Annotated in this window: 20 protein-coding genes and 1 tRNA gene; 5 read left to right on the top strand and 16 right to left on the bottom strand. The window is 61.0% G+C overall.

The window, feature by feature from the left end; all coding sequences use genetic code 11:
* Window positions 1-11: 11 nt before the first annotated feature.
* The 11 genes from C8D82_RS07730 to C8D82_RS07780 form a co-directional block, all read right to left on the bottom strand.
* Window positions 12-1,157 carry an aminotransferase class I/II-fold pyridoxal phosphate-dependent enzyme gene (locus tag C8D82_RS07730; protein WP_116883698.1) on the bottom strand — a complete coding sequence of 382 codons (1,146 nt, stop codon included), beginning with the start codon at window positions 1,155-1,157 and terminating at the stop codon, window positions 12-14.
* The gene (gene mazG / locus C8D82_RS07735) at window positions 1,150-1,983 is read right to left on the bottom strand and encodes a nucleoside triphosphate pyrophosphohydrolase (RefSeq protein ID WP_116883699.1); all 834 of its coding nucleotides are present in this window, start codon (window positions 1,981-1,983) and stop codon (window positions 1,150-1,152) included. The genes C8D82_RS07730 and mazG overlap by 8 nt, the downstream gene beginning before the upstream one ends.
* Complete coding sequence (bamA, locus tag C8D82_RS07740) at window positions 1,983-4,307, bottom strand: outer membrane protein assembly factor BamA (RefSeq protein WP_116883700.1); 2,325 nt, start codon at window positions 4,305-4,307, stop codon at window positions 1,983-1,985. The genes mazG and bamA overlap by 1 nt, the downstream gene beginning before the upstream one ends.
* A 63-nt stretch (window positions 4,308-4,370) precedes the next feature.
* Window positions 4,371-5,792 (bottom strand): replicative DNA helicase, encoded by a 1,422-nt coding sequence (dnaB, locus tag C8D82_RS07745; protein WP_116883701.1) that lies wholly within the window; start codon window positions 5,790-5,792, stop codon window positions 4,371-4,373.
* Between the two features lie 6 nt (window positions 5,793-5,798).
* On the bottom strand, window positions 5,799-6,251 hold the full coding sequence (gene rplI, locus C8D82_RS07750; RefSeq protein ID WP_116883702.1) for a 50S ribosomal protein L9: 453 nt from the start codon (window positions 6,249-6,251) through the stop codon (window positions 5,799-5,801).
* A 23-nt stretch (window positions 6,252-6,274) separates the two neighbouring features.
* Complete coding sequence (gene rpsR, locus C8D82_RS07755; protein WP_116883703.1) at window positions 6,275-6,508, bottom strand: 30S ribosomal protein S18; 234 nt, start codon at window positions 6,506-6,508, stop codon at window positions 6,275-6,277.
* A 78-nt stretch (window positions 6,509-6,586) separates the two neighbouring features.
* Window positions 6,587-7,243: a single-stranded DNA-binding protein gene (gene ssb / locus C8D82_RS07760; protein ID WP_116883704.1), complete on the bottom strand. Its 657-nt coding sequence runs from the start codon at window positions 7,241-7,243 to the stop codon at window positions 6,587-6,589.
* A 61-nt stretch (window positions 7,244-7,304) separates the two neighbouring features.
* Window positions 7,305-7,634, bottom strand: a complete 330-nt coding sequence (rpsF, locus tag C8D82_RS07765; RefSeq protein ID WP_165832918.1) for a 30S ribosomal protein S6 — start codon at window positions 7,632-7,634, stop codon at window positions 7,305-7,307.
* Between the two features lie 15 nt (window positions 7,635-7,649).
* The gene (gene pth, locus C8D82_RS07770; protein ID WP_206212635.1) at window positions 7,650-8,267 is read right to left on the bottom strand and encodes an aminoacyl-tRNA hydrolase; all 618 of its coding nucleotides are present in this window, start codon (window positions 8,265-8,267) and stop codon (window positions 7,650-7,652) included.
* A gap of 46 nt (window positions 8,268-8,313) precedes the next feature.
* Window positions 8,314-8,943 (bottom strand): 50S ribosomal protein L25, encoded by a 630-nt coding sequence (locus C8D82_RS07775; RefSeq protein ID WP_116883706.1) that lies wholly within the window; start codon window positions 8,941-8,943, stop codon window positions 8,314-8,316.
* A gap of 56 nt (window positions 8,944-8,999) precedes the next feature.
* Window positions 9,000-9,953: a ribose-phosphate diphosphokinase gene (locus tag C8D82_RS07780; RefSeq protein WP_116883707.1), complete on the bottom strand. Its 954-nt coding sequence runs from the start codon at window positions 9,951-9,953 to the stop codon at window positions 9,000-9,002.
* A gap of 626 nt (window positions 9,954-10,579) precedes the next feature.
* Between C8D82_RS07780 and C8D82_RS07790 the strand changes: the two genes are divergently transcribed.
* From C8D82_RS07790 to C8D82_RS07805, 4 genes are all read left to right on the top strand, one after another.
* The gene (locus C8D82_RS07790; protein WP_116883709.1) at window positions 10,580-11,404 is read left to right on the top strand and encodes a cell division protein FtsQ/DivIB; all 825 of its coding nucleotides are present in this window, start codon (window positions 10,580-10,582) and stop codon (window positions 11,402-11,404) included.
* A gap of 89 nt (window positions 11,405-11,493) precedes the next feature.
* Window positions 11,494-12,093 (top strand): histidine phosphatase family protein, encoded by a 600-nt coding sequence (locus C8D82_RS07795; RefSeq protein ID WP_116883710.1) that lies wholly within the window; start codon window positions 11,494-11,496, stop codon window positions 12,091-12,093.
* Window positions 12,090-13,199, top strand: coding sequence for a serine/threonine-protein kinase (locus C8D82_RS07800; RefSeq protein WP_116883711.1), 1,110 nt, complete (start codon window positions 12,090-12,092; stop codon window positions 13,197-13,199). The genes C8D82_RS07795 and C8D82_RS07800 overlap by 4 nt, the downstream gene beginning before the upstream one ends.
* Entirely contained in the window at window positions 13,196-14,740 is a 1,545-nt protein-coding gene (locus tag C8D82_RS07805; RefSeq protein WP_116883712.1) for a serine/threonine-protein kinase, read from the top strand. Before C8D82_RS07800 ends, C8D82_RS07805 begins: the two co-directional genes overlap by 4 nt.
* A gap of 69 nt (window positions 14,741-14,809) precedes the next feature.
* Here C8D82_RS07805 and C8D82_RS07810 read toward each other — a convergent pair.
* Window positions 14,810-14,886 (bottom strand) — tRNA-Ala (locus C8D82_RS07810).
* A 59-nt stretch (window positions 14,887-14,945) separates the two neighbouring features.
* Window positions 14,946-15,698 (bottom strand): PP-loop family protein, encoded by a 753-nt coding sequence (locus tag C8D82_RS07815; RefSeq protein WP_116883713.1) that lies wholly within the window; start codon window positions 15,696-15,698, stop codon window positions 14,946-14,948.
* Window positions 15,699-15,878: 180 nt separating this feature from the next.
* Here C8D82_RS07815 and C8D82_RS07820 point away from each other — a divergent pair, with 180 nt between their 5' ends.
* Entirely contained in the window at window positions 15,879-16,694 is an 816-nt protein-coding gene (locus tag C8D82_RS07820) for an AraC family transcriptional regulator (protein ID WP_116883714.1), read from the top strand.
* A 3-nt stretch (window positions 16,695-16,697) separates the two neighbouring features.
* Here the strand turns inward: C8D82_RS07820 and C8D82_RS07825 are convergent, their stop codons facing one another.
* Genes C8D82_RS07825 through C8D82_RS21560 form a run of 3 tightly spaced genes read right to left on the bottom strand, consistent with a single transcriptional unit; the run spans window position 16,698 to window position 21,107 of the window.
* On the bottom strand, window positions 16,698-17,429 hold the full coding sequence (locus C8D82_RS07825; RefSeq protein ID WP_116883715.1) for a carbohydrate-binding family 9-like protein: 732 nt from the start codon (window positions 17,427-17,429) through the stop codon (window positions 16,698-16,700).
* A 14-nt stretch (window positions 17,430-17,443) separates the two neighbouring features.
* Entirely contained in the window at window positions 17,444-20,326 is a 2,883-nt protein-coding gene (locus tag C8D82_RS07830) for a LamG-like jellyroll fold domain-containing protein (RefSeq protein WP_133245108.1), read from the bottom strand.
* Between the two features lie 40 nt (window positions 20,327-20,366).
* Entirely contained in the window at window positions 20,367-21,107 is a 741-nt protein-coding gene (locus C8D82_RS21560; RefSeq protein ID WP_207776088.1) for a DUF1559 family PulG-like putative transporter, read from the bottom strand.
* Window positions 21,108-21,174: the final 67 nt, after the last annotated feature.

Below are 21,174 nucleotides of genomic sequence, written 5' to 3' on the forward strand. Positions count from 1 at the left end.
ATGACCCTCCGCTACGCGTGAGCGAGCACCGTCTTGATCGCTTCCGCCACGTCGCCGACATCTCCCGCGGTCATCGCCGGAAAGAGCGGCAGCGAGCAGATCCGGTCGCTGTTGTATTCGGTCGCGGGCAGCATGCCGGCCCGGAACCCCATCGTTTCACGGTAATATTTCTGCAGATGGGCGCAGCGGAAGTGCAGCCCGGTGCCGATGTTCTGCTCCTTGAGCTTCGCCATGAAGGCATTGCGGTCGATTTTCGGAGTATCCACCCGCACCACGAACAGATGCCACGCGTGCGTGAAATCGTAACCGGAAGGATCGGCCAGCGGCCGGATCTCCGGAATCTCCGCCAGCTTCTCCCGGTACAGCATCGCCAGCTCGCGCCGCTTCGCGTTGATCTGGTTGAGCCGTTTGAGCTGGCTTACGCCGATTGCGGCGCAGATGTCGGTCAGGTTGTATTTGAATCCGGGCTGCAGCACCTCCGCCTGCGGCGAACGTCCCCGGTTCTGCCGGTCGAACGCATCCATGCCGATGCCGTGGAATTTCCAGAGCCGGATCTGGTCGGCCAGCGCCTTGTCGTCGGTCACGAACATGCCGCCCTCGCCGGTGGTGATGTTCTTGATCGCGTGAAACGAGTAGATCGCCGAACCGGTCGAACCGATGTGCCTGCCCTTGTAATATGTGCCGAGGGCATGCGCGGCGTCCTCCACCAGCGGGATGTCTCCCGCGACAGCGCGCAGGCCGTCCAGATCGAGCGCGGCTCCGGCGAAATGGACCGGGACGATCAGCTTCGTGCGGGGAGTGATCGCCGCTTTCAGCGTCTCCGGCGTGACCAGCATCGTATCTTGGTCGATCTCCGCGAAAACCGGAGTCGCCCCCGCCAGCACGATCATATTCACGATCGAAACCCAGGTCATCGACGGTGTGACCACCTCGTCGCCGGGACCGATGTTCATCGCCTTGAGCAGGATGTGCATCGCGGCAGTCGCCGAGGAAAGCGCCACGCCGTACTGATTGCCGGTGTAGTCGCAGATTCCCTGTTCCAGCGCGGCATTCTGCGGACCGTTGGTGATCCAGCCGGAGCGGAGCACGTCGGTTACGGCCTGAATGTCGTCCTCGTTGATCGCGGGTTTGGTAAACGGCAGAAATTCTTTACGCATCTTCTTTTTCTCCTCCGGCGGCCTCTTTTTCCGCCTGTTTGGCCGCCTGCCACAATGCTTCCATGCGGTCGATGCCGGCCTCTTCGAGCGGAATGCCCGCTCCGGCGAGTTCACGCTCGATATAGCGGAACCGCGTTTCAAATTTACGGTTGGACTGCCGCAGCAGTTCCTCCGAAGTTTTCCCGTTGCGGAACCGGGCCAGATTGCTCGCCGCAAACAGCAGATCGCCGAATTCATCGTCGATTGCCGCCGCATCGCCGGAAGCGAAGGCCTCTTTCAGTTCCTCCAGCTCCTCCTCGATCTTCGCGAGAATCTGCGCCTGATCGTCCCAGTCGAAGCCGACCTTCGAAACTTTCTTCTGGAGCTTCTCCGCCCGGTTCAGGGCGGACAGATAGGGCGGCACCTTGTCCAGAATCGATTGCGGCGCGGGCTTGTCTTTGCGTTCCCCGGCCTTGATCTTCTCCCAGAGCTGTGCGACATCCCCGGCGGTTTCCGCTTTGGCGTCGCCGAAGATATGGGCGTGGCGGCGGATCATCTTGTCGATGATGCCGCCGCAGACGTCCTGAAAGGTGAATTCGCCGCGCTCTTCGGCCACCACCGCCTGAAAGATCACATTCATCAGCAAATCGCCCAGCTCGTCGCAGATATCCGGCGCGTTGCCGCGGTCGATCGCATCGAGCACTTCGGCGGCCTCCTCGGCGAGGCTGCGGCTCAGGGTTTCACGGGTCTGCTCGCGGTCCCACGGGCAGCCGCCGGGAGCGCGGAGCCGTTTCAGGATCCGTTCCAGCGATTCCGCATCGGGAGTATATTCAGGCCGGGGCGTCATCAGAAGGTGAACCCCACGTTGAAGTGGAACCGCAGCCGGCTCGGCTCGTCGTCCACATTGTTGACCACCGGGTAGGCGAGGTCCAGCCGGATCGGCGCATTGATCACGGGCAGCCGGATCCGCAGGCCGTAGCCGACGCCGACGTTCATCTTCGAAAATCCCATGCTGTAGGAGTTGCGCCACGCGTTGCCCGCATCCACGAACGCGGCGCCGCGCACCGGTCCCCAGATCGGATGGGTCACTTCGGCGGTCAGCAGCAGCATGGTCTGGCCGCCGATGCTCTCCCCGTCGTATTTCGGGGAGACCGTGCGGTATTCAAAGCCGCGGATCGAGTCGCTGCCGCCCATGAAATACCGCTCGAAGATCGGCACGTCGTCGTCGCGGTCGAAACTCGCGACCGTGCCGATCTTGCCGCCGACCATCGCGACGATCGCCTTGTCGAAGAAACTGTAGTAATAGCTTCCCTTGCCTTCCAGCCGGTAGTAGTCATTGCTGGAGCCGAGCGCCTTCGGCGTGATCGAGCCGAAGAAGTTCAAATTGTAGCCGCTGGTCGGATCCATCAGGTTGTCGCGGGTGTCGCGGCCGATCATGATCGACGGCTGGCTGACCCACTGGCCGCCGTCAAGATCGTTGGTGCGCATATACTCCTTGAGCCGGTTGCTGATGCGGTTCACATTCACATGCTCAAACTTGTAACCGATCGAAATCTGGGTGAAATCGTCGAAAACGCGGCGCGACAGCGAGGTGCGCACGCCGATGCGTTCCTCATTCCAGTGATCGTATTCAACCATGTTCATATAGCCGGAAAGCTCGAAGCGAAGCGGCAGGTCGAACAGCCACGGCTCCACGAAGTCGATGTTGAAGCCGTTGTTCTCAATACCGACGATCCCCTGCAGCCGCAGCCGCTGGCCGCCGCCGTAGAACCAGTTGCCCGGATTCATGATGTCGAAATTGTCGGTGGAGAGTTCGGCCATGCCGAACAGGCTGTTCACGTCCGACGCGCCCGCGCCGACGCGGAAGTTGTAACGCCCCTCCTTTTCCTGCACCCGGATCTGGACGTCCTTCTCATTCAGCGCATCCGCGCCAACCGCCGCGATTTCCACCTTTTCAAAGTAACCCATGCCCATCAGCCGCTGCTTGCTCGCTTCGATGCGGTTGCGGTCCACCGGATCGCCGGGCTGGATCGCCATTTCGCGCAGGATCACCTTGGTCTTGGTGTCGGTGTTGCCGATCACCGGAGTGTCGCGCACCGTATATTTGCGTCCTTCCACGATCTCGAAGTCGATATCGACCAGATGCTTTTCATAATCCTCGCTGCGCACCGGGCGCACCGTCACATCGGCATAACCGAGCACATCATAGCGCGAGGCGATATTGCGGACGCTCTGTTGCTCCAGCGCCTGCGAGAAAACCTCGCCCGCCGACAGCAGGATCAGCGGCAGCAGCTCTTCCGCGGTATACACGGTGCTGCCGGAAACCGAGACCTTGCCGACCTTGTAAGGTTCCCCTTCGCTGAGCTTGAAATCAACATTGACATACTCAGGATCTTCCGGATCGGGGGTCAGCTTGATATCCTCCACCTTGAAGTCGAGATAACCGGCGTCGTGGTATTTGTCGCGGAGCCGCGCCTTGTCCATCTCCAGCTCCTGTTTGTTCAGCAGTCCCCGGTTGAGATAGTCGTTCAGGAAAGGCACCCAGTTGAGGTAACTGTACTGATTGGCGATCGCATGACGCAGGTCCCACTGCGAGAAAACCGTCGCGCCCTCGAAGTTCACATCATTCACCTTCTGCTTCAGGTGTTCGGCGATCTGAAAGGTGATTTTGACCTGGTCTTTGCCGTCGTTTTCGATTACCGGCGAGACGGTCGCCTGCAAATACCCCTTGTCCGCATAGAACTTGCGCAGCTTCTGCGCGCTTTCGCGCAGGTCGCGGTCGTTCAGCAGCGCTCCGTCCATCACGGAAATCTCCTTGGCGAGCTCAGGGGTGGAAAATTTCGCGTTTCCCTGAAACAGCACCCGGGTCACGCGCGGCTTGAGCCGCAGCTTGAAAGTGACTTCCACCTGATCGTCCGGCAGGCGCTTCACCTCGGACACCACGTCCGCGAAATTGCCGGTGTTGAAGAGCCGCTTCACATCCTCGTCGAGGATCTCCTGCTTGAACTCCGCTCCGGGACGGAGTTGGATGTTGAACCGCAGTTGCTCCGCCGGCAGCTGCTGAATCCCCTGCTGATCGAATTTGACGTCGGACACCTTCGCCGCGAAAGCGGAAGCCGCCGTCAATATCAGAGTGACCGCCGCGCGGCCCCATAGTTTGATGCAGTTCACCGTCTGTTCTCCTGAAAAAGCAGTTTTAAGTTGATACGATCAATAACGCGGCGAGTGTCCGTTTTATTGCGGACAATCCTCCTCATCATACGGAGCCGCCGGCAGAAATTCCATCCGGGTCGGGAAAAAGTTCAGTTCGATCACGCCGGTCCGGCCGTTACGGTTCTTCTCCACGATCCACTCCGCCTTCACGCTCTGGTTCGGGTCGCTGACCTCCTTGGCGTCGTCGCGGTTCCGGTGCAGGAAGGTCACGATGTCGGCGTCCTGCTCGATGGTTCCGGATTCACGCAGGTGCGCCAGCTTCGGCCGCATGCCGGCCGGACCGTTGGATTTGTCCACTTCGCGGTTCAGCTGCGCCAGCACCAGCACCGGAATTTTCAGGTCCTTGGCCAGCGCCTTGATGCCGCCGGAGATTTCACCGACCTCCTGCTGGCGGTTGTCGGTGCGGCCGTCGGCGTGCATCAGCTGCAGATAGTCGATCACGATCGCGTCGATATCCTCTTTCATTTTCAGGCGGCGGGCTTTGGCACGCAGTTCGGCGATGGTGATGCCGCCGGTCGGGTCGATGAAGAGCTTCGCTTTCTGGAAAGCGGAAACCGCACCGGTCAGCTTGGTCAGGTCGGAACTCTGGAACGTCTTGTTCCAGAACACCGATTCGGAGATTCCCGCTTCCGTGCAGAGCAGTCGGCGGGCGATCTGCCCCTCGGTCATTTCCAAGCTGAAGAAAGCCACCTTGCGCGGATGCGGCGAACGGGTCGGCAGCACCAGGTTGCGGATCACGTTCAAGGCGAGACTGGTCTTGCCGATCGAAGGGCGGGCCGCCAGCACGAACATCTCGCCGGCCTTGAGTCCGCCGGTATACTTATCCAGCTGGGTGTAACCGGTCGGGATGCCGACCTCGGTCTTGCCGTCGAGCAGGTCGTACAGTGCGTGAAACTCCTGCTCGATGGTGTCCTTGATTTCGACGATACTGTTGGTGTTCTCTTCACTGCGGACCTTGAAGATGTCGGTTTCGATCTGTTCGACCAGCTGGGCGGCGTCGGCATCCGAATCGTAGCATTTGAGCAGCGATTCCGAACAGACGTCGATCATCCGCCGCAGCGTCGCGTACTTGCGCAGGATCTGGCACCATGCGTCGAGGTTCACTGCGGTGGCGATGCTGGTGTACAGTTCGCCGAGGAACACCTCGCCGCCGATCATGTCGAGCTTTTCCATCGTCTTGAGCCGATGGGCGACCGAAATCAGGTCGACCTTCAGCTTGGGATCGTTGTGCAACTCGACAATCGCTTCAAAAATCGTGCGGTGAACATGTGAATAGAACACTTCCGGATCCCGGAAATGCTCAATCACGACGTCCACACAGGTCGCGGGCTCCCGCAGCATCGCCGCGAGAACCGCACGTTCCACAGTGTTGTCATGCGGCTGCGCCCGGTCCGCGATATTCGCGGGGTCCGGGCGGCGGGCCGCTCTTGCGTCTTCAGCCATTCAGACTCAGCCCCGGACAACCCAGACGCTGAGTTTCGCCGCGACATCGCTGTGCAGCTTCACATCGACCTCGAACTTGCCGAGGGTCTTGATGGCCGGTTCGACCTTGATGCGGCTGTGCTCGACCTTGATGCCCTGGGCGGCCAGCAGATCGGCGATCATGCGGTTCGTGACCGAACCGAAGAGCTGCTCGTCTTCCGTCGCCTGCATCGGAATCGAAAGCTCGATTTCGGCGAGCTTGGCGGCCAGCGCCTGAGCGTCCGCCAGCTCCTGCTGGCGGCGCGCGGCGATGATCGCCTTGCGGGACTCGATCAGACGCAGTGTGCCCGGAGTGGCTTTCGCCGCCAGACCGCGCGGAATCAGGTAGTTGCGGGCATAACCCGGAGCGACATGCACCTCATCCCCGGCCAGGCCGAGCTTCTCGACGTCATCGAGGAGGATCAAACTTACGTGAGCCATATTATACTTCCTCCCTTACTCAATTAGTAGACCAGAGCGATGATGCGGGCCCGCTTGATGGCCGTCGCGAGCATCTTCTGGTGATCCAGGCACGTACCGGTGATCCGGCGCGGCATGATCTTGCCCTTTTCGGTCTGGAACTTCATCAGCGTTTCCGCATCCTTGAAGTCGATGTACGAAACCTTCGCTTCGCAGAAACGGCAAATTTTCGGCTTCGCCGGCGATCTGCGGCGACCTTGTCTCTTCGCACCCTGCATAATAAACTGCAACCTTTCGTTATGAATTCACTGATTCAATTTCTTTTTTTAAATCATTCACCCGGACCATTCCGCGACTTAAAACGGAATGTCGTCCTCCATCCCCTCGTCGGGATTGAAAGCGCCTTCCGGCGGCATCGGCGGCATCTGCTGCTGGGGAGCACGCGGCATGCTGCCCGGCGCCTGCGGAGCAACCTGGCGCGGCATCTGAGGAGCCGCGCTCCGCTGCTGGTAATTGTTGACGCGGGGCATCTGGGGAGCTCCGCCGTCATTCTGGGCATATCCGCCGCCGTAACCGCCCTGCTGACCGTAATTGCCGCCCTGAGGCTGTCCGTAATTACCGCCGGCCGGAGGAGCGTTGTAACCGCCGTCGCCCTGCCCGTAATTACCGCCGCCGTCGCTGCGGCGGCTCATGAACTGAACCTGATCCGCAACCACGCGCAACCGGGAGCGTTTACCGCCGCCGTTACGGTCTTCCCACTGGTCGAACTGGAGCCTTCCTTCAATCAGCGCCTGAGAACCCTTTTCCAGAAACTGCTTGCAGTTCTCGGCGGCCTTTCCCCAGACGACGATGTCGACGAAACAGGTCTCGTCGATCTCCTTGCCGTTGCTGACGAACCGGCGGTTCACGGCGAGTCCGAATTCACAGACGCCGGAACCGTTCGGCAGATAGCGCAGATCGGGGTCCCGGGTCAAGTTACCCAACAGAAATACCTTATTCAGTGATGATGCCATGCCACGTTCTCCCGGTTTGATGGTTCAAGTTTTCAATTCCGTATTGCGACACCGGAACGGACTACTCCATATTCAGCGCAACCGGAGCGTTCTCCGTCGCCGCGGGGCGGTCGTAGATCACGATCAGATTGCGCAGAATGCGCTCGTCGAGCTTATACTTCTCTTTGATGTCCTTGACCTTGGCGGTTTCGAGCTCGAAGACGAAGTCGAAATAGATTCCGGCCTTGCGCTTGTCGATCTCGTAGGTAAACTGGCGGCGGCCCATCGGGGTCGTCGATTCCAGCGTGCCGCCCAGCGACGCGATCAGCTCGGAGAACTCCTTGCAGAACGCCGCTCCCTCATCATCCGTGCGACGGATGTCCAGAATGAATACCGCTTCGTATTTTTTCAAGATAAAACCTCTTTTTTATTGGTTTGTTTCACTTTTTTCCGGTGGCGCCCAGGCGTTGAACTTGTTCATCGCCCGGCTCATGCCGCCCGTCAACACCGCGCGAACCGCGTCAGCCGATGCCGCCAGCACCGCTTCAAACGTCTCCGCGTCGCCGCCCTCGAACTTCGAGAGCACATAATCGACCGTTTCCCCGGGTTTCGGCCGCCCGATTCCGACCCGCAGCCGCTTGAAGGAAGCGCTGCCGAGTTCCGCAATGATCGACTTGAGGCCGTTGTGGCCGCCGTCCGCGCCTCCCGCCCGGAGCCGCAACCGGCCCAGCGGAAGATCCAGATCGTCGGAGATCACCAGAATCGCTTCAGGTGCGATTCCCAGCTTCCTGGCGAGGGGAGCCACCGCATTTCCGCTCAGATTCATGAACGTCAGCGGCTTCTGCAATATCAGGCTCCGGCCGCGGAAATTTCCGGTGAAAACCCGGCTTTCCGCCACGTGCTTTTCCTCAAACCTTCCGGCCGGAAAAGCGGCCAGCAGTCGATCGATCACCATGAATCCGACGTTATGACGGGTGCCGTCGTATTCGGAACCGGGATTTCCCAGCCCCACGACCAGCCTGATCTCTTCTCTGCCGTCATTCATCGCCGAACTCCCGCCGGGGCCTCACGCGGCCGCGGCGCATCCAAAGTTACTTTTCGTCAGCCTTCTTTTCCTTGATCGCTTCCGGCTCGGCCGGAGCTTCTTCGGCGGGCGCTTCCGCCTCTTCCTTCGGCAGGCCGACGTGGAAGACGATGGTTTCGCCGTCGACTTCGGTGCGGACGCCCTGCGGCAGCACGAGGTCTTTCACGCAGAGATGCTCGCCTTTGTCGAGCTTGGTCACGTCGGCGGTCACCGCTTCCGGCAGGTCGGCCGGGCGGCAGATCACTTCGAGCTCGTGCAGCTCCTGCTCAAGGATGCCGCCGTGGGCCGCGCCGACGGACTCGCCGTGAGCGTGGACCGGAACCGCCGCGACGATTTCCTTGTCCATGTCGACTTCCTGGAAATCGATGTGGTACACATAATTCTTCAGGTAGTTGAACTGAACTTCCTTGATCAGCGCGTGAATTTCAGCGTCGCCGTTCTTCAGCGTGACCATGTGCGAGCCGTGATGGCCGGTCAGGACCTTCCACGCATCCGCATCGACCAGGAACGACTTGCTTTCCTTGCCCTTGCTGTAGACGGAAGCCGGAATCTGGCCGGCTTTACGGGCGCGGCGGGAAGCGTTCTTGCCGAAATCCTTACGCTCCTGCACCGCAATTTCATTGCTTACATTGCTCATGGAACCCCTTTCCTTAATCTTGGTAATTTTATGAGCCGTTTAAAATATGATATTTTCTAGTGATTGATATAGAACAGCGACGACACCGATTTGCCGTCATGGATGCGCCGGATCGCTTCGCCGAGCAGCGGCGCGATGCTGATCACCTTGATCCGGCCGCCGAGGTCATCGACGATCGGAACCGCGTCGGTGGTGATGATCTGCTCGATTTCCGGAGTCGCCAGCAGCTTCTCCTTGCCGACCTCGCTGAGCAGGCAGTGCGAAACTGCGCAGTAAACCTTGGCCGCTCCGTGCGCGATCAGGATCTTGGCCGCGGCGCACAGCGTACCCGCCGTGCTGGTCAGGTCGTCTGTGATCACACAGATCCGGCCCTTCACGTCACCGACCAGATGGCTGGAAGCCACGGTGGTCGCGTTGATGCGCCGCTTGGTCACCACCGCGAAGCCGGCTTCGAGCATGTCGCCGTAGTTCATCGCCATTTTGGCGCTGCCCGAATCGGGGGCCACCACCACGCCGTTGTCGCCGATCAGTTTCTTCAGGTACGGCACCAGAACCGGACGGGCGTACAGATGGTCGACGGGGATGTCGAAAAATCCCTGGATCTGCTGGGCGTGGAGGTCCATGGTGATGATGCGGTCCGCACCGGCGACGGTCAGGAGGTTGGCCACCAGCTTGGCGGTAATCGGAACCCGCGGCTTGTCCTTGCGGTCCTGCCGGGCGTAGCCGAAGAAAGGAAGCACGGCCGTGATCCGCGCGGCGCTCGCCCGCCGGGCGGCGTCGATCATGATCAGCAGCTCCATCAGATTGTCGTTCGGCGGCTTGCAGGTCGGCTGAATCAGAAACGCATCGGCGCGCCGCACGTTCTCTTCGAACTGGACGAAAATCTCGCCGTCCGGGAAATGGGTAAGGTGGACTTTGCCCAGACTGACGCCGAGATAGTTCGCAATCTGTTGCGACAGCTCCGGGTGGGCGCTCCCGGAGTACACACAAATGTGCTTTGCCTCTTCCATTATGGACTTCCATTGTTTGGGGTATTCCGGAAAACAACACACACGGAAGAAAGCGGTTTGACGCGGGGACTCTCCATGCCGGATACAGCCCCTTCGTTCGAATGCAACCCTCGCGGTGCGGCTTTCGCCGGGAAAACTCCCGGCAATCGCCTTCAATCCAAAAGCGGATTGAGGTTCCAGAAATACTGGTTTAATTGCAACAATTGTTTAAAATATCACGCGTCATGGCTTTTTGCAAATTAATTCGCTGAATTTCCGGCATATCCGTTACTGACGAAAAAATGGCGGAGTGATGGTTTCGCGCCGTCGTTTTTCCGTCGTTTTTCCGCTGTTTGAGTTTTATTCCGCTCAAACGGCCAGCATTCAGACACACTCGGCACGGCGCCGGCTCCGGCGTTCTCCGACACGGAAGCCGGGGGCGGGACATCAGCGGCGGAAAACCGATCATCTCCACATTCAGGACAGAATGTCCGCTTTTCCGTCCGGCCAACCGGCCCGGTCTCCGAATTTTTTTCAAAAAAATCCGGAAAAATGTGAAAAAGGAGGCATCGGACAGGTTTAAAAAACAGGGCGACGGTCTATATTATGAAACGATTATCGCTGAACCGAAGTAACCGGATGAATTTATGGCAGCTCCGAAAAACAACATGGACAAGAAAGCTCCGGCCAAGAACGTGGCCGGAGTGCGCAGCGACCGCGAAAAACTGTTCCGGGCGCTGCTGGTGCTGTTTATCCTGATCGCGGCGGCCACGGCGCTGGTTTTCGGGGTGTTCTGGGCCCGCCAGCAGCTGTTCAACCGCAACGACCGGTTCAAGCTGCGCGAGGTGGTCGTGAAATCCGGCGGCTACTGGCAGGATAAGGCGCCGCTGCTCTCTTCCCGTCTGGGGATCCGCCCCGGTATGAACCTGTTCTCCTTGAAACCGGCGGAGATCCGGCGGCAACTGATGGCGATTCCGAGCGTCGGCAATTGCGAAGTGGTCCGGATCCTGCCGGATACGCTGCATTTGCGGGTGATCGAGCGCATCCCGCGCGCCGTGCTGGGCAACCCCCGCGCCCGCTGGGTGGTCGACGAAACCGGTATGGTGATTCCCCGCCTCGAATCGATGAGCGTTTCGCTGCCGCTTCCGGTAATCCTCGGCATGAGACTTGAAGACATCGAGGCCGGCATGAAGCTTGATGCGCTGAATCCCGCTCTCGAATTGATCATGCTGACCGTGCGCAACTTTCCCGACATCTCAATCGTCGCGATCAACGTGCGCAACCCGGAAAAGCTGGAATTTTTCATGCGCTACCGCAATCAGAAAAGCTGCAAGGTCATCATCCCGGCCCACAACCGGAACTTCGCGTTCCTGCTCAGCACCCTGCAGAGCGCGATCATCCACGCCGAGCGGCGCGGCGACACCCGCGGCACCTTCGACCTCTCTTTTGACGGCAACGTAATCATCCGCTGACCGCCGGAATTTTCCGTTCCCGGGGAACCTTTATTTGCGATTCAGGTGTTTCCCCCTTATATTATGGAAAAGGAACAGGGGGTGTTCAAATGGAATTGATGCTGATCCGGCATGGAGAGCTGCCGGAAGAGATGCGAGGCTGTTACGTCGGACATTCGCCGACGCCGCTCAGCGGGACAGGCCGGAACCAATGCCGGGCGCTGGCTCCGCGCTTCCGGGAATTCTCACCCGAGCTCATCTGTGTCAGCCCCCTGCCGCGCGCCCTCGAAAGCGTCCGGCTCATCGCCGGTGAGGAAGCGCCGCTCCAGCCGGACGCCCGGCTCTGCGAAATCGACTTCGGCAACTGGGACGGATTGCGTTTCGACCAGATCAACCGGCGCGATCCCGAATTGGCCCGGCGGTGGCTCTCCAATCCGGAAGAGCTCGTATTTCCGGGCGGCGAATCGGTCGCCGCTTTCCGCGCACGGGTGTCGGCGTGGCTCGCCGAGATCATGCGGCGGCCGGAACAGCGGATCGCAGCCGTCACCCACGGCGGCGTGCTGATGCACCTGATCGGCGAAATCCTGCATATTCCCCTGCCGGAACGGTGGCGGATTCAGCCGGCGCGCGGCTCCCTGACCCGTATCCAGCCTGACGGAAGGCTGCTGGAATTCGGCACGGTCCTCTACCGGGAAGGAGAGCCGGTATGAAGGTTCCGCTCCTCCCGAAAACGACTCCGGGCGGCAATCCGGCCGCCGCCCGGCTCGCCTCCCTTCGCACCGGAGAAGAATTCAACGGTTACCAACTGCTCGACGACGGCATGGAAACCGGGCACTTCCGCAGTTTCCGCGTCATCCACATCCAGCTCGGCGCCAGAAGGATCCTGCGGATTCTGAAACCGGATTCCGTGGAACGCGCGCCGGAGGTCGGCGAACAGTTTCTGGAGCGGTGCGGCCGGGCGGCGCGGATCGACTCCTCCGCACTGCTGCGGATTTTCGAGGCGACCACCGACCGTGCCAGCGGCCTGTTGTACGCGGTATTGGATTTTCCGGAAGCGCAGCCGCTGGAGGAATACGGCAATTTCGGCTTTTTCACCCCCGCCGAAACCGTCTCCGCCGCGTTGACGCTGGCGGAAGCCATCGCGGCACTGGACGCCAAACTGTTATCGCACGGCAATATTTCCGCTCATACGCTGCTGATAGGAGATTCCGGCTTCAAGCTGGCCGGTTTCGAATCGGCGATCGACGAGGTGAACCTGCGGATTGCCGGGGGCTCCAATCCCGACATCCACAACGCCGGAGCACTGCTCTTCCGGATGCTGACCGGCGTTGAACCGCCGAAAACCGGCCGGTACGCCGGTCCCGATGTCCGCAAGGCGCGAAGCGACGTCCCCGGGCCACTCGCTTTGCTGATCATGAGAATGCTGTCGGGCAATTCCGCGGCCGGTTTCGGCTCCGTCACGGAGCTTTTGTTCGCGACGCGCAAGTTGGCCGGGGAGTTTCCGCCGGAGCTTCCGGACCTTTCCCCGAACCGCCCCCGCCGCAACCGGCCGCAGCTCGGACGCCTCGTTCCCCGGCTGAGCACGCTGTACCTGATCGCGGCCCTGCTGCTGCTCTCGTTTGCCTTGTTCGGGCGCGGCCGGCGTGAATTCCGGCGCTGGCATGACCGTCCCCGTCCGGAACCGGTCCTGTCGGAACAGGCCCGGCAGCTTCAGCAGGAACAGGCCCGCCTTGAGGCCGACTACCGCCGCCTGAAAACCGCACGGGACGCCTGGCGGATCGTACTGAAAACCGAACCGCCGGAGGAAAATCGATGAGCGCCCCGACTTTGTTCACATCCGGCGACCGGCTCGGAAAATATGTGGTAGACCGCCTGCTCGGACGCGGCGGAATGGGCGAGGTCTACTTGGTGAGCGATCCCGCTTCCCGCACCCGCTATGCCGCCAAGGTGCTCCAGCCGGAAATGACCGGAGACCCCGCCTATCTCGAAAAATTCCTGACCGAGGGAAGGCTGGCCTGCCGGATTCACCATGCCAATGTGGTCGGGGTGATCGACGCGGCCGTCGATCCGGCAACCGGACTGGCCTATATGGTGATGGAATATATCGACGGCGGCTCCGTCGAGGATCTGATCCGCCGGGGAGAACGTCCGGCGTGGGAATGGGCGGCGGCAATCACGCTGGCCGTTGCCGAAGCGCTGACCGCCGCCGAACGGGCCGGAATTGTGCACCGCGATATCAAGCCCGACAATATCATGCTGACCTCCTCCGGCGGTGTGAAGCTGGCCGATCTCGGCATCGCCCGCCGGAACACCGAGCCGGAAAGTCCCGATGAGAAGCGGTTCGGCACCCCCGCCTACATCTCTCCGGAGCAATGCCGCCGCGGAGGCGTGGTCGACGGCCGCAGCGATATCTACAGCCTCGGCGCAACTTTGTTCGAGCTGCTGACCGGCCGGCCTCCCTACTCCGGCAATACTCCGCTGGAGGTCGTGACCGCAATGCTGCAGACGCCGGTGCCCGATCCGCGCCGCTTCAACCCGGAGCTGCCCGCCTCAATATCGGTGCTGACCATGCGGATGCTGGCCAAGGACCCCGCTCAACGCCCCCGGAATGCCCGGGAACTGATCCGGGAACTCCACAAACTGCCCGGCGTCGGCGCCCCGGTTCCCGAACCGAAAGTTTCTGCTCTGATGGAGTGGTTCACGCCCGACTACCGGACCCGGAAGCGGGTTCTGTGCGCCTCCATTCTGGTCGCCGCCGCTCTGGTGATCGCGTTGGTTCCGCTGCCGCCGCCCGGACCACGCCCGGTGGAGACCGATCCGCGTTCGGCAGAGATCGAGGCGGAATGTTCGGCAGCAATCCGGAAGCTGACACAGGAAAACCGGCAGTTGGAGCGGGAGATCGCCATGTACCGGAGTTACGGAGCCAGTCCAGAACAGCGATTTCTGAAAGCGCTGTTCCTGCGTTTCGACCTGCGGGCCGCCCGGCTGTGGTACGATATCGGAGTCCGGCCGGCGGACCGGATCCGCTCGGAGTGGTTTCCGCTCGAACGGGAACCGCAACCGCCCACACCCGAATATATTCGTGAAGCCGCGGATTTTCTGGAGGAAAGGCAACTCATATTTTCAGAGAACGATTTCGAACGGCTGATCGCCAGCGCAGTTCACGGTGAAGCCTCCGAGCGGAAATACGCGCTCCATATCCTTACCATTCTCGCGGCTTCCGCGCACAATCGCGCTTCCTGCCCGCAACCGCTCGCACTCGCCGAAAAGGAGATCGCCCAGCTGGAACCAGCAGCCCGAAACAACCCGATGCGGGCCGTCGACCTTGCCAGGCTGAAAGAACTCCTGCAGGAATAAACTTTTCTTCGGGGCGACTGAAATAAAAAAAACGGAATTTCATTTCTGAAATTCCGCATATCACCAAAATGGTGGAGCATATCGGACTTGAACCGATGACCCCCACACTGCCAGTGTGGTGCTCTAGCCAACTGAGCTAATGCCCCTTGCAATGCTCTTCAATATACCTGTTCCGGGGAAAAATGCAAATCGAAATCAAAAAAAATTACGATTTTTTGAGGTAGGCGGGATCAAGGAGATATTCCGGCTGAAGATTTCCGAGGGAACGCGCCATCTGGGAACGCAGGTTCGGAATCCGTTCCGCCAGTTCGTCCACCAGGTTGCGGAAGAAGGCCCGGTCGCCTGCCTTGAGCTCGGTTTCATAGCGGCATTTGCCTGCCGCCGGGAGATCCCATTGAGTCAGGCAGGATTTGATCAGCGATTCGGGGGCGAGGGCGAAGGGACGGATGATCCGCACTCCCGGTTCCGATTTCGCCGGGACGTTCGGCCCCATCGTGGTAAGTCCCTGTCCCCGGCACAGGCTCATCAGGAAGGAGGCGGCGATATCGTCGAAGTGCTGTCCCAATGCAAGTTTGTTGCAGCCGAGTTCGCGGGCCAGTCCGTACAGCTTTCCCCGGCGCAGGCGTGAGCAGAGCACGCAGGGAGTGGCGGTGAACTTCTTTTCTTCGAGGATTTCGGCGACCGGCAGCGCAACCATGCGGTGTTCCCAGCCCATCCGGCGGCAGTAACCGGCGATGCCCGGCAGATTGAATTCCGGGAAACCCGGATCGAACGTCGCGGCGATCAGTCCGAATTCCACCGGGGCCTTGCGGCGCAGCGCATGCAGAGCATGCAGCAGCGCAAAGCTGTCCTTGCCGCCGGAAAGGCCGACCAGAATCCGGTCGCCCGCCGCGATCATTTTATATTTCGCCACTGCCTGCCCGGTCAGTTTGCATAGTTCTTTGAATGGTTCCGCCATTCGGATAAAATAGCGTTGCAGGGGCGGCTTGTCAATTCCATCGGGGATTGTTTTTTTCAGGATTCATGTCGTGTGCAAGTTTCCGAACCGGGATTTCGCCAAAGGCGAAATCTCCACTCGAAAGACTTGCACACGGCGTGGATTCTTGTTATATTATACAGAAAGAGCGAGGGCTTCCAAATGCGTGAAGATTTCATATTTCCTCCGGCGCCGCCGGAGGAAGCCCCTTTTCGGCTGCACCTGGCCGGGACCAGCTACTGCGACGGCGGCTATGTGATCGCCCGTCCCCGCAGTGAAAACCTCTGGGTGCTCGAATACATTGAGTGCGGCACCGGGACGTATGAGGCCGGGGGGGTGGTAACCCATCCGTCTGCCGGAGACCTCTATTTCGTGCATGCGGGAACCGAGCACCGCTACTATTCGGATGCGCGGAATCCGTGGGTGAAGCACTGGATCAACTTTTCCGGTCCGCTTGTGGCCGAATTGGAAAAGCTTTACAAATTGCGCGACGTGCTGGTGGTACCAGGCTTTTCGCGGCCCGAACTGTTCCCGGAGCTGCTGCATCAACTGCGGCTGCACCCGGAGCAGACCCACTCCCGGCTCGGGCCGGAGTTCCTGATGGCGGTCGTGACCACGATGGCCGCCGACCTTGCCGCCGCCCATCCGCAGCCGGCCGTTTCCGAAACGGGAATCCGCCTGCGCGACCGCCTCGACCGGTGTGTGTTCGGAAAAGCGCCGTCGCTGGATGAACTTGCCGCCCTTGCCGCGCGTTCCAAGGTTCAGACGATCCGTATTTTCAAGCGGGATTTCGGAGAAACTCCGGCGCAATACCTGATCCGGCGCAAGATCGCCGCCGCCTGTGAACTGCTGCGTTCCTCCTCGGGGATGATCAAGGAGATCGCCGCCGCGCTCGGATTTTCCGACGAATATCACTTCGCCGCGCTTTTCAAGCGGAAAACCGGCTTTTCCCCCGGCCGCTACCGCCGCCGCGAGTGACGTTCAGGGGCGGGCGTACAGCGGGCGGAAGCCGGATGGACCGGAGGACCAGGCGCGCACGCCGGTGGGAAAGAGGCTCTGCGGCAGATAGCCGGAAACATTGAAGCGCCGGTTCAGTTCCGGGTTGTTCAGTTGCTTGTAGCGCAGGAAGTTGGCCCGAAGCGGCGTTTCCGGCGCGCCGCGTAGCGATTTCCACGGGATCGCCAGCTCCACGGTCCAGACGGAACGTCCCGGCGAACCGGGCAGCGCAACGAGCCGCACCGCGCTCTTCAGGCCGGCGATATCCCGGCCGGTGTCGATGTCGCGGCGGTTCTGTGCGTTCCAGCGGACGGCGGCGTCATAGAGAACGCCGGTCGGGGAAACGGAGAGTTCAAGCAGTTCGGAGCTGCCCGGAAACAGGAAGATCACTTCGCAGATATCCTCCCGGTAAATCGGGTCGTCACGTTCGGTGAAGGTCGCAGTGGGGGTATCATCCGAACAGACGAAACTCACATAGAGATAATCACGGTCGTACAGCAGCCGGAGCATGGTCAGATAATGCTCGACGATCAGATTGTTGATTGTTCCGTCGGCTGAACCGAGATTGTAGACATCGGACCGGGTGAACCATGCCGGTTCGAGAATCCCGTCGATCACGATCGGTTCCGGAACCGGCCGCGCGGCGGCGTGATTGTAAAGTCCCGCCGCCGCGGTCAGGGAGAGTACCGACAGCCAGATGCACAGAGTGGATTTCATCGGCAGGCCCCGTGTCAGCGGATGAAGATCACTTCATTGCTGTTCAAAGTGATGGTTTCATGCGGCGCGAGCCGGCCGGTCCTGCCGGAGGGGCGGATCATGTAATCGCCGCTCAGCGCGCCGCCGTCCAGCGGCATCGGCAGCGTAATGCGTTCCGGGCCGAGATTGCCGACCGCGAGTTCTTTGCCGTCAAATACGACGGCGGCGGCTTCGACGGCGTCGGGAGGGACCGTGAAGAGTTGTCTGCCGTCCACTTCGGCTCCGGCGGCGCGGTAGGCGGCGAAAGCGCCGTCCTTGCGAATCAGCACGACGCCGTCCGCGGCGGGATTGGACAGGGTGACCGTGCCGAGCGGCGTGCCGGTGAAGGTGATGCCGCCTGTGCCCCGTTTCCGGTCAAGGTTGGCGACCACGCAGGCGTTTTCCCAGATAGAGAGGGTTTCAAAACCGCGCTGGCGGTAGTCTAGAATCCGCTTCCCGACCGTCTCTTTGAGCACCTGCTGGGTGCGGAAGATCATCTGTGCTCCGGCGGAGTAGCCGCGCCGCGCCCAGTCGTGGCGGCCGTCGGCGCCGAGGATTACGCCGAAAAGCATCCTTCGGGCGCGGTCGTGGGGACGGACGCCGCTCTCGCCGCCCTCGATGCCGGTGCAGTTGGCGATGCAGTCGCCGTAAACCATGCTGATGAAGGGGACGTATTCATCGTGGTCGCCTGCCCCCATCATGAAAGCGTCGTAATAAGGCATGCGCCGCTCTTCTCCGCCTTCGGTGCCGCGGAAAGCGCTGCCGGAAGATTCGCGCAGCTGCCGGGCGAGTTCGACCACCGCCGCGGTTCCCGCATCGCGCCAGCAGTACGGATAGTTGCCGGCGGGGTTCACGTCGAGCAGGGTGGTGCAGCCGATCACATCCTCGAAGATGCCGTTGGCCCCCTGTGCGACCATCTCCCGGACAGCCGCGTTCACTTCGCGGGAGACGGCGCGCGGGGTTGCGAAGTAGAGCCGGTTGCGGCTCCAGCTCTGTTCCTGGTAGGTCCCGCCGGGCTGCAGGGCCATCTTTTTGATGTCGAACTTCGGAGATTCAAAATCGTACTGGATCGGATTGGTGTGCAGAAAGACCACGCGCCCTTTGCTGCGGTTGGCGTCCATGAACTCTTTGAAACTGCCGCCGAGCCGCCGGTCGACCGGGAAATAGACCGGATAACCGCTGTCGAACCTGCCCCACCAGCCGTCGTAACGGTAGGCGGGCTTCACGCCGTAAACGGTTTCGATCCGGTCGGCAACGCGCAGGAAGTCGGCGTAATTATAGGTAAAGGGACATGTTTTGTCCTTGGCGGCCCGGTCAGGGTCATACACGCGGCCGTTTTTGCCGAATGCTTCATAGCCGACCATCTTCACCACGCCGTTGAGCACCCGGTCGAGATTGGGATTGTTCCTGCGCTTTTCGAAGAAGGTCACGTACCACGGTTGTTTCGTCGCCCATTTACGGTACTCCTCGGCCAGCCCCCGGAGGCCGGTGTCGCCGACATTGGCGAGTACGAATTCATGGTCGGCGGCATAGGTTTCGCCGGGGAGGACCCAGTCACGGTTCTGCCAGTTCACCCGGACCGTTCCGTTCGGGCCGGAACCGCGGTCATCGATCGCCGCGAATTTCACGTGGCCGGCCGGATCCTGCGGATAGAGGAGCAGCGTGCAATCATCGATCCCGAGGCCGAGCAGCATCATGCTGAGGTGACCGGGGCCGCCGTAGCAGAGGTAGCGGAAATTCTTTTTGAGATCGCGCCTGATCCCCTGCCAGCGCGGGATGAATCCCCAACTGTCGCGGCCTTTGGTAAAACCGCCGAGATTCGGGAAATAGATCTCCTTGACCGGCTGGCCGAACCTGTTCGTGAAGGTGTATCCGAAACGGAGTTCTCCGGCGGCGGAGGGGGTGACCCGGACAGTGAAGACGGAACGGTTTTCCGGGAGCGTATAACGCCACACCGCGCTTTTCATGCCGTCACGCGTCTCGACGGAGAATGCCGCGGAGGCCTGCGAAGCATCGTAGCTTTTCGGCGTTCCGCCCGCCGTCGTGAAGCTCCACCAGGCGGGGCCGGTCTCCTGCCAGTCGGCGATCAGCAGCCTGCCGGTGCGCTTGTCGTACATCGCCAGCGGCAGACCGGAGGCGGTGACCTGAAGTTCCAGCTTGTCGCCGCCGACCTGCACGGTGTTGCCGGCCTGCCTGACATACGGGCCGTTTTCGGCGGCGGGAGCGAGGGGGCGGAAGCGGTAGCGCCCCATGGTTTCCGTCACCTGCGCTTCGGGTAAAGCGGTGTCGTCGATCACAAGATTGAGCAAATCGCCGGTGTAATTCCAGATAGTCCGGGCCGGATCGGCGGGAGTGCCGATGCTGAAACTGCCGGAGGAGAGTTTCAGGGGGCCGGGGCTTTTCAGCGACGCGAGCCGCCTGCCGTTGGCGAACACCTTCACATGCTCATTGTCATAACTGACGGCGAAGCTGTTCAGCTTTCCCGGACGGATGCCGCCCTTCCACTTATGGAATACGCGCCCGCCGGGGCCGAAAAAGACCACCTGCATGGAGCCGTCGGATTCACGCATCAGCGTAAGGTTGTTCGGTTCCCAGTGGCGGCCGCCGAGCTGGAAGATGATTTGAGGCGTTTGGCTGGTTCCGAAGCTCCGGTCCGGGATGATCCAGCAGAATACGGTGCCTTCCGCGGCGAGTCTGGCCGGATCGGCAGTGGCGCGCAGTACGCTGTTTTTATTCAGTTTGAGCGTGCCGAAATCCAGATAGCGCCCGGCCGCGACTTCGCGGCGCTCGGAGGGCCGGTCCGTGTCGAGCTGAAATATCGGCGCGGCGGCCGCGCCCAGCACACCGCCGAGCAGAAACATGGATAGCGTCTTTTTCATGAAATTCCTTTCGTGGTTATCTTGAAACGGAGAGAAAGCGTCAGAGGTTCCGGACGGCTTTGACGTGGCCGTCGGCGAAGAGCCAGTTTCCGCCGCCGGCGTGGGGATTGTATTCGGCGCTGCTGTTCGCGAGCCCCTCTTTGCCGAGCCATTCCCGGAACAGGACGCGGTTGCTGATGTCGCGGAGCTGGCCGACTTTGCGGTTCCAGGTCCAGCCCCAGTACCGGTAGTGCCGGTAGGCGGTGCTGGTTTCAATTTCCCGGCCGTTGAACCAGCAGTAGCTGCTCAGCAGCATCTTCCCCGCGTCTTTGTCGGTCTGGCTGCGGTTGTACCGCATGTTGTTGGCGAGCGGGCACCAGAAGAGGTCCATCCGGGCTTCGTCCCACTCCCTGACCGTTCCGCCGAGGTAAGCGGCCAGCGGTTGGCCCCAGCGTTGGGGCTGGGCCGGATTGTAGGTGGGGTCCTCAGGGTCTCCGCCGCCTTTGTTGGTGGTGTTGCGGTGGGGGACGATGCGGTCGCCGTAGTCGATGCCGTACGCGGTCATGGCGGTGCCGGTCTGCTTGAGGTGCCCGGAGCACTTCATCGCACGCGCCCGCTCCCTCGCCCGGCCGAGAGCAGGCAACAGCAGGCCGGCGAGAATGGCGATGATCGCAATCACTACGAGCAGCTCAATAAGGGTAAACGGCCTTACATGGCGGTATGCGGGGGGCGTGTCCGCCTCGTGCCGCGCCCCCTGCGTCCGGCAAGGTGCCGGTGCCGGGTAGGGGGCGGTGCAGTGCAAAGACGCGGTCGGTCGGCGGTGGGAAGAAGATCCGCAATAACGTGAAGTTATCTTCCCGCTTTTTTGC

The organism is Victivallis vadensis (assembly GCF_003096415.1).
Taxonomy (GTDB): Bacteria; Verrucomicrobiota; Lentisphaeria; order Victivallales; family Victivallaceae; genus Victivallis; species Victivallis vadensis.

Coding starts and splice junctions, on each gene's coding strand:
- C8D82_RS07730 (WP_116883698.1), bottom strand. CDS start 1,157: ATGCGTAAAGAATTTCTGCCGTTTACCAAACCCGCGATCAACGAGGAC.
- mazG (WP_116883699.1), bottom strand. CDS start 1,983: ATGACGCCCCGGCCTGAATATACTCCCGATGCGGAATCGCTGGAACGG.
- dnaB (WP_116883701.1), bottom strand. CDS start 5,792: ATGGCTGAAGACGCAAGAGCGGCCCGCCGCCCGGACCCCGCGAATATC.
- rplI (WP_116883702.1), bottom strand. CDS start 6,251: ATGGCTCACGTAAGTTTGATCCTCCTCGATGACGTCGAGAAGCTCGGC.
- rpsR (WP_116883703.1), bottom strand. CDS start 6,508: ATGCAGGGTGCGAAGAGACAAGGTCGCCGCAGATCGCCGGCGAAGCCG.
- ssb (WP_116883704.1), bottom strand. CDS start 7,243: ATGGCATCATCACTGAATAAGGTATTTCTGTTGGGTAACTTGACCCGG.
- pth (WP_206212635.1), bottom strand. CDS start 8,267: ATGAATGACGGCAGAGAAGAGATCAGGCTGGTCGTGGGGCTGGGAAAT.
- C8D82_RS07775 (WP_116883706.1), bottom strand. CDS start 8,943: ATGAGCAATGTAAGCAATGAAATTGCGGTGCAGGAGCGTAAGGATTTC.
- C8D82_RS07780 (WP_116883707.1), bottom strand. CDS start 9,953: ATGGAAGAGGCAAAGCACATTTGTGTGTACTCCGGGAGCGCCCACCCG.
- C8D82_RS07790 (WP_116883709.1), top strand. CDS start 10,580: ATGGCAGCTCCGAAAAACAACATGGACAAGAAAGCTCCGGCCAAGAAC.
- C8D82_RS07795 (WP_116883710.1), top strand. CDS start 11,494: ATGGAATTGATGCTGATCCGGCATGGAGAGCTGCCGGAAGAGATGCGA.
- C8D82_RS07800 (WP_116883711.1), top strand. CDS start 12,090: ATGAAGGTTCCGCTCCTCCCGAAAACGACTCCGGGCGGCAATCCGGCC.
- C8D82_RS07805 (WP_116883712.1), top strand. CDS start 13,196: ATGAGCGCCCCGACTTTGTTCACATCCGGCGACCGGCTCGGAAAATAT.
- C8D82_RS07815 (WP_116883713.1), bottom strand. CDS start 15,698: ATGGCGGAACCATTCAAAGAACTATGCAAACTGACCGGGCAGGCAGTG.
- C8D82_RS07820 (WP_116883714.1), top strand. CDS start 15,879: ATGCGTGAAGATTTCATATTTCCTCCGGCGCCGCCGGAGGAAGCCCCT.
- C8D82_RS07825 (WP_116883715.1), bottom strand. CDS start 17,429: ATGAAATCCACTCTGTGCATCTGGCTGTCGGTACTCTCCCTGACCGCG.
- C8D82_RS07830 (WP_133245108.1), bottom strand. CDS start 20,326: ATGAAAAAGACGCTATCCATGTTTCTGCTCGGCGGTGTGCTGGGCGCG.